This window comes from Sorangium sp. So ce1014, assembly GCF_051521505.1.
Lineage (GTDB): Bacteria > Myxococcota_A > Polyangia > Polyangiales > Polyangiaceae > Sorangium.
Genome location: NZ_CP150356.1, coordinates 10,361,978 through 10,376,925 on the forward strand (window position 1 = coordinate 10,361,978; position 14,948 = coordinate 10,376,925).

The 14,948-nt window shown below is 71.3% G+C and carries 10 protein-coding genes; all 10 read right to left on the reverse strand.

Translation table 11 applies throughout. From position 1 onward, the window contains the following. Positions 1 to 98: 98 nt before the first annotated feature. The 10 genes from WME75_RS39335 to WME75_RS39380 all read right to left on the reverse strand — a co-directional run bounded on the left by WME75_RS39335 (position 99) and on the right by WME75_RS39380 (position 14,753). Positions 99 to 2,249, reverse strand: coding sequence for a beta-galactosidase (locus tag WME75_RS39335; protein WP_437481743.1), 2,151 nt, complete (start codon positions 2,247 to 2,249; stop codon positions 99 to 101). Between the two features lie 102 nt (positions 2,250 to 2,351). Then, positions 2,352 to 3,872, reverse strand: a complete 1,521-nt coding sequence (locus tag WME75_RS39340; protein ID WP_437481744.1) for an NADH-quinone oxidoreductase subunit N — start codon at positions 3,870 to 3,872, stop codon at positions 2,352 to 2,354. 3 nt (positions 3,873 to 3,875) lie between these two features. After that, the gene (locus tag WME75_RS39345) at positions 3,876 to 6,122 is read right to left on the reverse strand and encodes a complex I subunit 4 family protein (RefSeq protein WP_437481745.1); all 2,247 of its coding nucleotides are present in this window, start codon (positions 6,120 to 6,122) and stop codon (positions 3,876 to 3,878) included. Between the two features lie 7 nt (positions 6,123 to 6,129). Further along, complete coding sequence (locus WME75_RS39350; RefSeq protein ID WP_437481746.1) at positions 6,130 to 8,715, reverse strand: NADH-quinone oxidoreductase subunit L; 2,586 nt, start codon at positions 8,713 to 8,715, stop codon at positions 6,130 to 6,132. 222 nt (positions 8,716 to 8,937) lie between these two features. Beyond that, complete coding sequence (yihA, locus tag WME75_RS39355) at positions 8,938 to 9,705, reverse strand: ribosome biogenesis GTP-binding protein YihA/YsxC (protein WP_437481747.1); 768 nt, start codon at positions 9,703 to 9,705, stop codon at positions 8,938 to 8,940. Further along, positions 9,702 to 10,040: a gamma-butyrobetaine hydroxylase-like domain-containing protein gene (locus WME75_RS39360; RefSeq protein ID WP_437481748.1), complete on the reverse strand. Its 339-nt coding sequence runs from the start codon at positions 10,038 to 10,040 to the stop codon at positions 9,702 to 9,704. Before WME75_RS39360 ends, yihA begins: the two co-directional genes overlap by 4 nt. Positions 10,041 to 10,268: 228 nt before the next feature. Further along, complete coding sequence (locus WME75_RS39365; protein WP_437481749.1) at positions 10,269 to 11,258, reverse strand: Gfo/Idh/MocA family protein; 990 nt, start codon at positions 11,256 to 11,258, stop codon at positions 10,269 to 10,271. Beyond that, positions 11,255 to 11,656 carry a hypothetical protein gene (locus tag WME75_RS39370; RefSeq protein WP_437481750.1) on the reverse strand — a complete coding sequence of 134 codons (402 nt, stop codon included), beginning with the start codon at positions 11,654 to 11,656 and terminating at the stop codon, positions 11,255 to 11,257. Before WME75_RS39370 ends, WME75_RS39365 begins: the two co-directional genes overlap by 4 nt. Positions 11,657 to 11,719: 63 nt before the next feature. Continuing rightward, positions 11,720 to 12,673 (reverse strand): acetyl-CoA carboxylase carboxyltransferase subunit alpha, encoded by a 954-nt coding sequence (locus WME75_RS39375; RefSeq protein WP_437481751.1) that lies wholly within the window; start codon positions 12,671 to 12,673, stop codon positions 11,720 to 11,722. A 157-nt stretch (positions 12,674 to 12,830) separates the two neighbouring features. Next, a complete protein-coding gene (locus WME75_RS39380; protein ID WP_437481752.1) occupies positions 12,831 to 14,753 on the reverse strand; it encodes an adenylate/guanylate cyclase domain-containing protein in 1,923 nt (640 codons plus the stop codon). Positions 14,754 to 14,948: the final 195 nt, after the last annotated feature.

Below are 14,948 nucleotides of genomic sequence, written 5' to 3' on the forward strand. Positions count from 1 at the left end.
TGCGTCTCTGTGGCTGCTTCTCTCACAAAACCAGGGACGAGCTTGGTCGATGCGATACTCGAGAGCCGAGACGGGCGAGCTCTCTCGCTCTCACGCCGTCACTCCAGCGCGAGCATCCGCACCGAGCGGGGCACGAGCCGAACCTCCAGCGCCCCTCGCCGCGCCTCGAAGTGCGCGTCGTCCAGGACGTCGCGCGCGCGCGACGCGCTCACGGTGACGCGCGCCACCACGTCCGCGTCCCCGGGGTTCAGCAGGAAAAGCACCCGCGGCGTGCCGGACGCGTCCTCGTGCAGCGTGGCGAACACGCTGTCGGGATCGCACGCGAAGGTCGGCAGGCCGAGCGCGTCGATGGCACGCGACACCGCGGAGTCCGCCGCAGCCGGGTCGTCCTGGAGGAGCGCCGGCAGGTTCTGCCCGGGGGCGAGGAGCCGCCGCAGGTCGTACGGCTGCGGGAGCGGGCGGAAGGCGCCGTCGAACGCGGGCTCGCGCGGGCCAAGCGTGATCAGCGTCCCCTGCCCCGCCGTCGCCTCGAGCCACGCGAACAGCTCCGGGCTCAGGCCGCCCGAGGTCGCGCAGATGACCCAGCGCGCCCCCACGAGCGAGATGTCGCGATCCTCGCCCCCGACGTGGGCGTAGGGGACGCCGCGCGCGTCGAGCGCCTCCTCGAACGCGCGCACGAACGTGTCGGGCTCCACCGCGAGCGGGTAGCCGAGCCCGAGATCGTCCTCGAGGCAGCGGTCGCGCGCGCCGAAGTTCATGATCGAGAAGAAGGCCCCGGTGAGCGGGCCGAAGGCGTGCATCACGCGGGTGAGCCGGCGCTCGGTGCGCGGCGTGACGATGCGCACCGGCGCCGGGCGGCGGAGCGCGTGAAACCTCGTGGCCTCGAGCGCCATGGCGAGCTTCCGCCAGAAGGCGGCGAACGGGCGCGGGCGGCCGTGCGGATCGATCGGCGCGCCGATCCAGCGATCGCGCTCGACCGCCATGTAGATGTTGTACCCGCGCAGCCCGTAGGCGAGCGCGGCCATCATCACGAAGATGCTGTCGCGCTCGTCGAGCGGCGGGAAGAACGGCGGGAAGCCGGCGCCCATCTCGCACGCGAAGGGCGGCAGGGAGAGCGCCTCGCAGCGCACGGCGAGCTCGCTCGTCCGGCGGGCGATGATCTGACGGCTGCTCGGGCTCGCGACGCTGTAGTAGTCGAGGCCGACGAGGTCGACGACGCGCGAGATGCGGGCCGGGTTGAGCGGCGTCGCGTCCTGGCCCATCGGGAAATTGTGCATCGTGGGCAGGCCGTCGAGGCCGGCCGCGGCGAGCGCCTTCGCGAAGCGGCCCATCGCGACCTCGAGGAGGTGCTCGTGAAACTCGCTCCAGTCGAGGTGGCGCGCGAGATCGGCCGGCGCCTCGGCGTCGAACGCGACCGGCGGCGTGATCGTGGCGAACCGCAGGCCGCCCTCCTCGACGGGCGCGCGCTCGCGGGCCACCGCGCGCAGGAGCGCCGCGCCGGCGTCCTCGGCCGCGGCGCCCTCCGGCGAGGGATCCGCCCGCCGCGCGTACGCGCGCTGGAGCGCCTCGATCGTGCGGTACTTGTCGCGCAGGAAGTCGCGGTACAGGGAGATCGCGTCCGGGTGGTAGTCCTGGTCGTACGCCCCGTCGCGGAAGTAGAGCGCGCCCTCGTTGTCGATCTGGAGGAGCACGATCGGCCCGTCCGGATAGAGGTACGGCTTGAGCACCGGGGCGAGCGCGTGGAAGTAGCGGGCGACCTCGTCGTGGAATGCGTTGCTCGCGTAGCTCGGGACCGGGAACCCGTAGGGGAGCATCGGGAGCACGACCGGGTTGTTCCGCGCGGAGCGGGCCTGGCAGCTCGGGTCCCAGATGACGCGCTCGGGGATGCCGAAGCAGGTGAGCTCCGCGTTGATGTGCGGGCCCGGGCGGGCGATGACGTAAAAGCCGAGCTCGTGCGCGAGGCGGAGGAAGGCGCCGACGTCGCGGCGCAGATCGACTTGGCCGAAATCGAACTGGCCCGGACCGGTCTCGTGAACGGCCCAGGGCACATAGATGTCGATCAGGTGAACGCCGAGCGCCCGCGTGGCCTCGAGGCAGGCGCGCCAGTCCGACGGATCGAGGCGCCAGTAATGCAGGCTGCCGGCGTACAGCGGGACCAGCTTGCCGCCGATGTCCAGGCCGCCCGGGACAAGGCGCACCCCTCGCGTGAAACGGTCCTCTGGAGAGCTCGAGTCCTGCGTCGTCGCCACGCGCGCGCACACTAGCAAGGATCGCAGGGAGATCGATACCGCCGCGTGCGGCCGGGCGAGCGCGCGCCCGGCGAGGAGGGCGGCCGCCGCTCGGCGCGCAGGTCAGCGCAGCATCGAGAGCGAGCTCGCCACGAAGTCGTAAACGGGCCCCCAGTAGACGCCGAGCAGCAGGGTCGGGACCGCGAGCGCGCATGTCGTCGCGCCGAGCAGCGGCCGCACGGCGACGGGCTCGGTGCGCTCGCCCTTCTCGAGGTACATCGCGCGGAGGACGCGCGCGTAATAGAAGAGCGAGATCACGCTGTTCACCACGCCGACGATCGCAAGGACCCAGCGCCACGCGCCCCCGGCGGTGAGCAGCGCCGAGAAGAGGTAGAACTTGCCGACGAAGCCGGCCGTCGGGGGCAGGCCGGTGAGCGAGACAAGGAACACGGCCATCGCCGCGGCGACGAGCGGCGCGCGGCGCCCGAGCCCCCGGAAGGCGGAGAGCGTCTCGTCTCCGCCGCTCTGCTCGGCCACGGCCATCACCACCATGAACGCGCCGAGGTTCATGAAGCAGTAGGTGACGATGTAGAACGCGATCGCGGCGACGCCGGCGTCGCTGAACACGGAGAAGCCGAGCAGCATGTAGCCGGCGTGCGCGATGCTCGAGTAGGCGAGCATGCGCTTCACGTTCTCCTGCCCGAGCGCCGAGAGGTTGCCGATGGTCATGGTCGCCATCGCGAGGCACCCGGCGAGCACCGGCCACGGCGTCGCGACGGCCGGCGACGCGCTCCCGGCGCCGAGCGCGTCCGAGAAGAAGCGGACCAGCACCGCGAAGCCGGCCGCCTTGGGTCCGACCGAGAGGAACGCGGTCACCGGCGTCGGCGCGCCCTCGTACACGTCCGGCGTCCACATGTGGAACGGCGCGGCGCTGATCTTGTACCCGAAGCCCGCGAGCATGCAGGCCGTGCCGACAAAGACGACCTCGGGCACCTTGCCCTGCTGCGCCGTGAGCGCGGCGATCCGGGCCGCGCACTCGCCGAGGTGCATCGACGCCGTGATGCCGAAGATCCAGCTCATCCCGTACAGCATGATCCCCGACGCGACCCCGCCGAAGATGACGTACTTGAGCGCCCCCTCGCTCGATCTCGCGTCGTTGATCTTGAAGCCGGCCAGCACGAAGCTGATCACGCTGACGAGCTCGAGCGACAGGTAGATGAGCAGCAGGTGGCGGCTCGCCGCCATGAGGTTCATGCCCAGCGAGAGCACGAGGATCAGCGTGAAGAACTCCCCCTGGTCGCGGCGGAGCTCGGGCGCGACGCCCGGCCCCCGCGGGGGCACCGAGAAGAGGACGATCGCCCCGGTGACGAACGCGAAGATCACGCGGAACAGGTTGGAGAAGCGATCGAACGCGAGCAGCCCGTGAAAGAGCTCGTGGGGCCCGGCGTCCTTCGCCAGGAAGTAGGCGCCCATGCCGCCCGACCAGGCGAGCGCCGCCAGGCTGATGACGACGAGGCCGGCGATCTTGAGGCGCGCCGGCGACACGAGGTCCCACACGACGAGCAGCAGGACGGCGGCGATCAGGCCGAGCTCCGGCGCGAAGTACGCGAGGCTCGCCACGTTGTCGAAGGTGCGGGTTTCCACGGCTTATCTGGCGCTGGCGAGGACGCCCCGGCCCGCCGCCGCGCCCGCCTCCGGGCCGGCCGCGCGGGCGGGCGCGCCGCTGTCCACGCCGGGCGCGCCGGCGATCTGGGACGGCCCCGGCCTGTCGACGAGGCGGTGCACCTCGAGGGCCCCGCGATCGATGAGGCGGAGGAGCGGGCGCGGCCAGAAGCCGAGGAGGAGGACCAGCACCGCGAGCGGCGCGATCGACGCGATCTCTCGCCCGTTGATCTCCGGGAACTTCCCGCCGAACGGCTCGAGGTACTTGCTCTGCCGCCACGAGGCGCGGAACGAGCCGAGGAACATCCGCTGGAGCGCCCACAGGTGGTAGGCCGCGGTGAGGATGACGCCGACGGCGGCGAGGATCGTGAGGGCGCGGTAGCGCGGGAAGGCGCCGATGAAGGTCAACGCCTCGCCCCAGAAGCCGGACAGGCCGGGCAGGCCGAGCGACGCCATGAACGCGAAGCCCATGAACGCCGTGTAGAGCGGCATCTCCGAGGCGAGGCCGCCGAACTTGTCGATGTCGCGCGTGTGCACGCGGTCGTAGACGACGCCGACCAGGGTGAAGAGCATCCCGGTGATCAGGCCGTGGTTGAACATCTGGACGAGGCAAGCCTGGATGCCCTGCGGCGTCATCGCGCCGAGCGCGAGCAGCGCGAAGCCCATGTGGCTGACGGAGGAGTAGGCCACGAGCTTCTTCAGGTCGCTCTGCGCCATGGCGCAGAAGGCGCCGTAGAGGATGTTGATCACCCCGAACGTCGCCATGGCCGGCGCGGCCCACTGCGTCGCCTCGGGCAGCAGGGTGAAGTTGATGCGGAGGATGCCGTAGGTGCCCATCTTGAGGAGCACCCCCGCGAGGATCACGCTGATCGCCGTGGGCGCCTCCACGTGGGCGTCCGGCAGCCAGGTGTGGAACGGGAACATCGGGATCTTGATGGCGAACGCGACGAAGAGCCAGATCCAGACGACCTTCACCGCGGCGACGCCGAGGATCTCGAGGCCCTGCGCCGCCCAGGCGACGCGCGAGAGCTCCGGGATCGAGAAGATGCGCTCGGTCGCCTGGCCGTCGACCAGGTAGGTGTGGCCGGCGTTCAGGTAGAACCAGATGAACGCGAGCAGCATGAAGACGCTGCCGGCGAGCGTGTAGAGGAAGAACTTGATCGCCGCGTACTCGCGCCGCGGGCCGCCCCAGATGCCGATGAGGAAGTACATCGGCAGGAGCATCACCTCCCAGAAGACGAAGAAGAGAAACAGGTCGAGGGCGATGAAGACGCCGAACATCCCCGTGACGAGGAGGTTGTACATCGCGAAGTAGCCCTTGAGCTGGTCATGGACGCTGTAGCTCGCGAGGGCGCCCACGAACGAGATCAGCGCCGTCAGCAGGACCATCGAGATCGACACGCCGTCGACGCCGACGAAGTACTCGACGTTCAGCGAGCGGATCCACACGCCGTGCTCGATGAACTGGTAGCCGTCGTTGCCGTCGGCGCGCGTGAAGCTCCGGTCGAACTGGGCGTAGAGCCACCCCGCGAGGACGAGGTTCACGCCCATCAGCACGACGGTCATCAGCCGGAGCTTCCGGTCGTCGTTGTAGCGCAGGAGGTGCGCGAGGAAGATCGCGACCACGCCGAGCAGCGGCAGGAACGTCAGGATCGACAGGATGTGGTCGCCGACGAAGCCGAGGCCGCGCCCGCGCTCCGCGTGGATGCCCATCGCCAGGGTCCGCCCCGGCGCGACCGCGCCGGCGGCGACCGCGTCCGACTCGACGATGACGTGCCCGTAGAGCTCGCGCGCGCGCACGCCCTCGGTCCTCCACCGGACCACGACCTTCCGGCGCGCGCCCGGCGGGAGGCTCGCCGCGGTGCCGCCGCCCTCGAGCTCCGCGCTGACGCCCGGCGGGACGCGCGGGTCCTCGGGCGACGTGCGCACGATCACCCGCGTCACCTTGAGGGGGCCGTCTCCGCGGTTCTCGATCGTGAACGAGCCGGCGTAGTCCGGCCCGCTCGCGGCGAGCTCGACCGGCGCGCCGGGCGCCTCCGCGCGCAGCGCGATCTGGCCGCGTGGCTCGAGCGCCCGCGGCGCCTCGAGGGTCTGCGCCGCCGCGGGCAGCGCCGCGCCGAGCACGAGGGAGAGCGCGGCCAGGAGGGGAATCAGGAGCTTCATCGAGGTGGACCTGGCCGGGCTCGCGACGGCGACGCCACGGCGCGTGTTGACGAAGGAGAGGTTCGACATCCGCCGTTCACCGCAGGAAGTAATGAACGATGCTGATCAAGGCGACCCCGCCCAGGAGGAAGTAGACGTAGCTCTGGATTCGCCCCGTCTGCAGGGTGCGGAGCCTCGCGCCCGCGCTCAGCGTGCCCTCGGCGACGAGGTTCACGACCCCGTCGACGAGGTACGTGTCGATGGCGCCCGTGACCCAGGCCGCGGCCCGGGCCAGGACCGCGACCCCGTTGACGATGCCGTCGACGATCCACCGATCCATCTCGGCGAAGAAGAGGCGCAGCGAGAGGACGGCGCGCACCACCGTGGCGCCGTAGATCTCGTCGACGTAGTACCTGTTCGAGAGGAGCCGGAAGCCCGGGAACCGCCGCTCCTCCTCCGCCCAGCGCGCGGAGCGCCGCTCGCCGTAGCGGGCGCGGGCGCGCGAGAAGGCGAAGATCGCGCCGCCGACCGAGAGCGCCATGAGCGCGAGCTCGAGCCCCAGCCCGTGGCGCCGGAACGAGGCGTCCGCGTGGGCGAACACCGGATGGAGCCACGCTTCGAGCAGGGGCTCGCCGTGGCCGCCGACGAAGTGGCTGGAGAAGCCGAACACCGCGCCCGCGAACGTCGACAGGACCGCCAGCGCCGCGAGCACCCAGGTGATCGCCGGCGGCGACTCGTGGACCTGGGTCTCGATCTCCTTGCGAGCGTGCGGCCCTTCGAACGTCAGGTAGTAGCTCCGCCACATGTAGAACGAGGTGCAGAGCGCCGCCGCGAGCCCCATCCCGTAGATGAGCAGCCCCGGGATCGGGCCGGTGTTCTCGGTGCCGAACGCCCTCCAGAGGATCTCGTCCTTGGACCAGAAGCCGGCGAAGAACGGGATGGGCGCGGCGGTGATGGCGAAACAGGCCACCTGGTACGTCCGCGCCGTGAGCGGCATGACGCGGCGGAGGCCCCCCATGTTGCGCATGTCCTGCGCCGCGGCCTCGTCGTGCTCCACGGCGTGCATCCCGTGGATCACCGAGCCGGAGCCGAGGAAGAGGCAGGCCTTGAAGAAGGCGTGCGTCATCAGGTGGAACACGGCGGCCCAGTACGCCCCGACGCCGACCCCGATGAACATGAAGCCGAGCTGGCTCACCGTGCTGTAGGCGAGCACCTTCTTGATGTCGTACTGGAAGAAGCCGATCGTGGCCGCGAAGAGCGCCGTCGAGGCCCCGATCAGCGCGACGACCCCGCCCGCGACCGGGCTCAGCGAGAACAGGAAGCCGAGGCGCGCGATCAGGTAGACGCCGGCCGTGACCATGGTGGCGGCGTGGATCAGCGCGGAGACGGGGGTCGGGCCGGCCATCGCGTCGGGCAGCCAGACGTGGAGCGGGATCTGGGCGCTCTTGCCGGCCGCGCCGACGAACAGGAAGAGGCAGGCCAGCGTGATCAGCGCGACGCCCCACACCGTCTTCGACTCGAGCGCATCCTTCAGGAACGCCTTGCCGCCCGCGTCCTTGATCACGAGCTGGTCGTGGATCTCGCGGAACGTGACCGTCGATCCCACGGTCGCCAGCACGACCTCCTTGCCCGGCTCGACGCGCATCCGCTCGATCGCGGCGATCTCGAGGCCGTCGCCCCCGACGACGGCGCCGTCGCCCGGCACGATCACCACGGAGTGCACCCCGGCGTCGATCTCCCTCCGAATGAAGGGAGATACGCCGAACGGCCGCGGGTTCGAGGCGAGCTGCGCGGCGTCGGCGATACCGAGGTACACGCGCGCGCCGGGGTGACCGGTGAAGGTGAGATGGCCCTTCGCGCCGGCGCGCGGCGTCCTGCGCTCGCCCGGCTTGCCCGCCGGCCCGCCGTTCGTCCCGGCGGAGGCGCCGTGATCGCCGCGCGCCTCGGCGGCCACCGCGATGAAGCGCGCCCGGTAATCGGACAGGAACCGGCCGTCGTCGAGCCACCTGGCGCCGAGGCCCCAGAAGAGGAGCATGAGGCCGCACACGAAGCCGAAGTCGCCGATCCGGTTCACGACGAAGGCCTTCATGCCGGCAGAGGCCTTCTTGTAGTCGCTGTACCAGAACCCGATGAGCAGGTAGCTGCAGAGGCCGACGCCCTCCCAGCCAAAGAACATCACGATGAAGTTGTCCCCGAGGACGAGGAGCAACATCGAGAAGACGAAGAGGTTCAGGTACGTGAAGAATCGCCAGTACGAAGGGTCCGCCTCCATGTACGACGCGGCATAAACGTGGATGAGCGCGCCGACGCCGGTGATGATCAGCGTCATGAGGCCGCTCAGCGGGTCCATCAAGAACGCGAAGTTCGCGTCGAGCGACCCGATGCGGACCAGCTGCCAGGCGAAGCTGTAGAGAGCGCGTTCCCCCGGATCGAGCCCGGCGAGCTGGATGAAGTTCGCGAGCCCGAGGGCGAAGGCGCCCAGCATGGCGCCCACCGCGACGAGCGTGACGCCGAAGCTCCCGATGTGGAGCCGCTTCGACAGGCCACGACCGAACGCGCTCCGCTGCAGCGCGCGGCCGAACAGCGCGTTCGTCACCGCGCCGAGCAAGGGCAGGAGCGGGATCCACCAGAGCGGCGTCAGCGACGCGTGGACGTGCGTGACCTGGCCGGAGTAGTCGGGCATCGTAGGGTCAGCCGGTGAGAACGTGGGCTGGCGCGCGCGCTCTGCGCTGCGACACGCGGCGCGACAGCGGAACTGTCGGCTCTGGTGACTCCCCCGCGAAGCCGGAGGAGCCGCACGTTAATGGAGGGCCAGAGGGCGGGTCAATACCTCCATCGGACCCGCACCGGTGCGAGATGCGCCGTTTCTCCGCGCGTCTCGCACCTCGGCGAGGTCATCCGTCGGTCATCCGTCGGGCGCCCGTCGGTCCTCGTCCTCGCCCGCCGCGCCGCTGTTCGGCGGCGGCGCCGCGCCGCCGAGCTGCGTCGCGCGCCGGAGCGCGAGCCACAGATCCCGCCTGCCCTCTCCGGTGATCGACGAGAAGCCCACAGCGCGACGGAGCGCGCCGCCCGCTGCCCGCGGCGCCGCGGCGGACACCTGGTCGAGCGCGCGCCGGACCGACGAGCGAGGCACCTTGTCGATCTTCGTCGCCACGAGCAGCAGCTCCACGGGCCGTCGCGCGACGTCGTGCGACGCCTCGACGAAGTGGATGAGCTCGAGATCGTCCTCCTCGAGGCCCCTGCGCGCGTCGACAAGGAGCAGCACCGCGGCGAGCGTGATGCGACCGCGCAGGTATCCCTCGATCAGCGACGCCCACGCCGCCTTCTCGGACTTCGAGCGCCTCGTGAAGCCGTACCCCGGCAGATCCACGAGCTGGAACACCACGCCGTCGCGCGCCCGGGCCTCGTAGAGGTTGATCTGCCGCGTCGAGCCGGGGTTCGAGCTCGTCCGGACGAGCCCCTTGCGCTCGACCAGCGTGTTGATGAGGCTCGACTTGCCGACGTTCGAGCGCCCCGCGAACGCCACCTCCGCGCTGACGGGCGGAGGGAGCGACGCGAGCGAGCCCGCGCCGGCGACGAAGGAGGCGTCGACGATCTGGAACGGATCGAGCTGCCGCTCGGCGCGCGCCGGCGGAGGAGCAGCTTGAGGCTTGTGTGCGCGGCGGGTGGTCACTTGGATCGGGGCGGTTGGAACTGCGGCTTGCACTCGTCGCACTGGCAGAGCGAGCGCAGGTACCGGAAGGTGTAGATCCCGGAGTCGTGCTGGTCTCCCCACGTGAACTGGATCGCGTAGTTGCCGACCTGCTCGATCTCGCGGACGTTCAGATCGCCTCCGGGCACGAAGTTGATCGTGCCGCCATGCCCCTGGCAGCTGGCGCACGGGCAGTACCCGCGCAGGATCTCGTGCGGAAGGACGCTGCGGTGGCCGTCAGCCCAGTGGATCTCCATCACGCGCGCTCCGTGCGGCGCCTTGAGCTGCGTGGGTGTGATCTTCGGATCCTGCGGCATCGTATCCTTCCAGCCGACGGCAGTACCACGCCGATCCGGCGCTGCAAAGCGCAGCGGGACCCCGACCGCGCGCCGCGCGTCTTTTCGCGCGGTCTTTCACGGTGATCGCCTGTGATCGCCTGTCCTCGCCTGTCCCCGCGGCGGCCACCGGCCCCGGCCGCCGGCCTCGCCGCGCCGCCCGGGCGCTCCCCGAAAGCGGCGCGCGGCCGCGGCTACGCGGCTACGCGGCTACCCGACGGCGACGGCCCGCGCCTCGACCGGCGCGAGCGTCGCCTCGATGCGCTCGAGGAGCCTCACGACCGCGGCGCCCTCGTCGAGCGGCGTCAGCGGCGGCGCGCGGTCCTCGACGCAGCGGAGGAAATGCTCGATCTCCACCGAGAGCGGCTCGCGCCACGGCACCTCGAGCTCGTGCCCGGCCGGCGCGAGCGCGTCGCGAGCGCCGACCACCGCGCCCGCCGCCGCGCCGCGCCCGTCGAGGAGCACGAGCCGGTCGGGCGCGCGCACGTCGTCGAAGAGCGCGACGCGCGCGCTGCCGGAGAGCCGCAGCCGCCGCTCCTTGGTCGGGCTCGACGAGCAGAGCTCGATCTGCGCGGCGAGGCCGCTCTCGAGGCGCGCCGCCAGCGTGACGTGCTCGCCGCCTGGCGAGAGGTGGGCCCGCGCCTCGACGAGCGGGCTCGGGTCGAGGGCCGAGAGCACCGAGAGGTCGTGCGGCCCGAGCGTCCAGAGCGCCGAGCGGGCCCCGCCCAAGGCGCCGCCCGTCGAGAGGCGCGCCGCGCTGAAGCTCACGAGATCGCCGAGGCGCCGCTCGCGCGCGAGCGCGACGAGGTGCACCACCGAGGGGTGATAGCGGAGCAGGTGGCCGACCATGCCGATCCGGCCGAGCGCCGCCGCGCGCGCGGCGCAGCGGTCGGCCTGCGCCGCGCAGAGGGCCAGCGGCTTCTCCACGAACACGTCGGCGCCGGCCTCGAGCGCGCGCAGCGCGAGCTCGCCGTGGCTCGACGGCGGCGTCGCGACGAGCACCGCGTCCACGCGCGCGGCCAGCGCCTCGTCGACCGTGCGCACGAGCCGCGCCCGCGGGGCGAGCGCGCGCGCCCGCGCGAGGCGCCCACGGTCGACGTCCGCCACCGCGACGACGCGCGCCCGCGCGTTCTCCGACAGCGCGCGGAGGAGCTTCTCCCCCCACCGCCCGCAGCCCACCAGCGCCACGCGGACGCTCACGGCGCCCCCGGCGCGGCGGCGGACTCGGCCGGCAGACGGGAGAGCTCGCCGAGGATCGCCTCGCCCTCGCGGTTCCCCGGGTGGATCGACGGACCGTTGATGTCGACAAGGAGGTCGTACGCCGCGCTCGGCTCGCCCTCGATCGTCGCGCGCACGCGGACGTGCTGGAAGCAGGCCGACTCGGTCGCGGTGCTCCACACAGGCGCCTTGCCCGGGTGCCGCGCGCCGATCGCCTCTGGCACGCTCCGGCCGCCCTCCGGCCGGTACTGCTGCACGATGCCGAGCGCCGCCCTGCGATCCGAGGCGTTGAACCGCGATTGCACCTGGAGGACCACGCCCGCGGCGACCGCGCTGGTGCCCACGAGCAGCAGCGTCCGCATCGCCTTGCCGTAGTCCATCCGCGAGCCGTATAGCCCCGGCGCCCGGGGAGGGCCAGCCGGAGCGCCCGGGCGACGCGCCGCCTAACCCACGAACGACCCGAGCCCGCGGAACCTGCGGTACCGGTCGTCCACGAGCTCCTCCGGGCTGAGCCCGTCCATCGACGAGAGCGTCGTCCAGAGCGCCTTGTCGAGCCGCACCGCGGCCTCGTCGTGGTCCTGGTGCGCGCCGCCGGTCGGCTCCTCGACGATGGTGTCGACGATGCCGAGCTGCAGGAGGTCAGGCGCGGTGATCTTGAGCCGCGCCGCGGCCTCGTCGGCCCGGGACCCGTCCTTCCAGAGGATGGCCGCGCAGCCTTCGGGCGAGATGACGGAGTAGCAGCTGAACTCGAGCACCAGCACGCGGTTCGCGACGCCGAGCGCCAGCGCGCCGCCCGAGCCGCCCTCGCCGATGACGGTCGCCACGATCGGCACCCCGACCCGCGCCATCGCGGCGAGCGCGGAGCCGATCGCCTCGCTCTGGCCGCGCTCCTCGGCGCCGATGCCCGGGTACGCCCCCATCGTGTCGATGAACGTCAGGATCGGGAGCCCGAACCTGTCGGCCATCTCGTAGAGCCGTATCGCCTTCCGGTAGCCCTCCGGGTTCGGCATCCCGAAGTTGCGCTTCACGTTCTCCTTCGCGCCGCGCCCCTTCTGGTGGCCCACGACCACCACGCTCCGCCCGTGGTACGTCGCGAGCCCGCCGACGATCGAGCAGTCGTCGGCGAAGCGCCGGTCGCCCTTCAGCTCGACCCAGTCCGTGAAGAGCCGCTTGATGTAGTCGAGCGTGTACGGCCGGTTCGCGTGCCGCGAGAGCAGCACCTTCTGCATCGGCGTGAGCCCGGCGAAGATCTCGCGCGCCAGCCGGCCCGTGTTGTCCTCGAGCTGAGCGAGCTCCGGCTCGAACCGCGGGTCGGCCGCGGCGAGCGACCGCAGCTCCCGCACCTTCTCGATGAGCTCTGCGACAGGTTTCTCAAAAGGTAGAATCGAAGCAGCCACGGCGCGGACCCTAACGCTGTAGCGGGCGGACGGCTACGGGGCTGTGCTGCCGCGCCGCATCGCGTCGTTCACGCTCGCGCGTTCGCAGATCGCACGCTCGCGGACACCCACGCGCGCGCCTCGCCCGCCCGGGGCGGAGACGCGGCGTCCATGGCGCTCATTCCTGGGCGGCGTTTGTCGGCTCGACGTTGGCGAGGGCGTTGGCCGGGACCTGCACCATCGGCCGGCTCCGGATCACGTTGTAGATCGGGATCGGCTTGTCCTTGCCCTTGACCTTGGCGGGCTGGAGCTCCTCGGTCTCGAACCTGCCCCCGAGCTGCGCGTACGTGGTCTCGCTGATGACGATCTGACCGGCCAGCGCGATCGCGCAGAGCCGCGCCGACGTGTTCGCCACGTCGCCGATCACCGTGTAGCTGAGCGCCTTCGAGCTGCCGATGTACCCCGCGACGAGCGGCCCGGTGTGGATCCCGATGCCGACCGCGAGCGGCTGCTCGTCCCGCTCGAGCCGCTCGCGGTTGAACTCGCCGAGCACCTCGCCCATCTTCAGCGCGCACTCCACGCTGCGGACCGCATCGTCCCGGTGAGCGACCGGCGCGCCCCAGAGCGCCATGATCCCGTCGCCCATGAACTTGTCGAGCGTGCCCTCGAACTGGAAGAGGGTGTCGACCATCCGCTCGAAGTACTGGTTCAACATCACGACGAGCTCCTCCGGCTTCTTGCTCTCGGCCATGCGCGTGAAGCCGCGGATGTCGCTGTTGAAGACGGTGCACTCCTCGACGTGCTGGCCGCCCTGCTTCACGGCGAGCTGACCGCTGAGGACGCGCTCGGCGATGTTCGGCGAGAGCAGCCGGCGCAGCTGCTCGCGCGTGACGATCTCGTTCTCGATCTTCTTCCCGAGGATGTTGATCTCGATGAACATCGCCGCCTGGTAGGCGATGGCGGTCACGAGCTCGAGGTCCTTGGGCTGGAACTGGGCGAGCGTCTCCGAGTCGAGCCAGAGCACGCCGAGCACCTCGTTGTTGTGCTGGAGCGGCGCGACGAGCGGGGCGACGATGGCCGAGCTTATCCGGTTCAGGATCATGCTCTTGCCCTTCGACGCCGCGAAGTCCATCGCCGCGTCGTGCGTGAGCACCGCGGCGCGCTCGTGCACGACGTGGTTCAGGATCGTCGAGGACACGCTGATCGGCGCCGTCGTCCCGTCACGCCGCTGCATGGCCTGCGGCGTGAGCTCGCCGCTCTCGTTGCGCAGGAAGATCACCCCGCGGTCGGCGCGGATGAACTTGAAGACGCTCGTGAGGATCTTCTCGAGCAGCTTCGTCGTGTCGCGCTCGGCGGCGATCTCGCGGGACAGCTCGTGCGACAGCCGCAGCCGCTCGTAGTCCGCGCGCAGCTGGTTCATGTCGTTGGCGATCCGGTCGAACGCCAGGAACCCCTTGTCCACCGCGGCGATCTGCGTCCCGATCTGGCGGGCCTGATCGTTCACGTCGATGCGGGTGCCCTGCGCGACATACGAGCCGCCGTGCGCCCCCGACCGCCCCGGCAGCGGCGCGGTCCCGCCCGGCCCGGCGACCAGCGGCGGCGCATACGGCGGCTGCCGCGTCACCGGCGGCGCCGCCGGCGTGCCCGGCAGCGGCGCCGGCTGCTGCTGGCGCGCGTACGGAGGCTGCGCCGGCGCCGGATAGGAGGCGCCCTCGCGCGGCGGGTGTCCGTAACCGCCCGGAGGCTGCGCCGGCATCGCGCCCTGGTGGTTGACCGCGGGAGGCCAACCCGGGACGAGCGGCGAAGCGACCGGGGCGCCCGGGTCGTCGAAGCGGCCGCGCGTGGACCCCAGCGCGATCTCGTCCCCGTGCTTCAGCGGCGCTTCGCCCCGGACACGCTCGCTGTTGATAAACGTGCCGTTCAGGCTCCCGAGATCGCGCAGGACGAAGTGATCGCCCCGCTGCTCGATGATGCAGTGCTCCTTCGAGACGATCTTGTCGAGCAGCTGGATGGAGTTGTTCGGGTGGCGCCCCAGCGAGTTCACGGGCCGCAGCTCGATCGCCTGCTGGCCCTCAGCGGTCTGCAGGATGAGGCGGGCCATCGGTTCTGGGAGATTACTCAGCCGAGCACGGACCGACAATCTTTCCGGGCGGAGTCCAGCACCGGCCAAGGTAAGCGACCGCGCGGATCCGCGAGAACGCGCCCGGACCCAGCGCGATCGCCCAGGGCGGCCTCCAGCGGCAAACACTGTTCATATGATCAGTATTCCAAGCCGGGATCCGTATGGAAGTGTCGC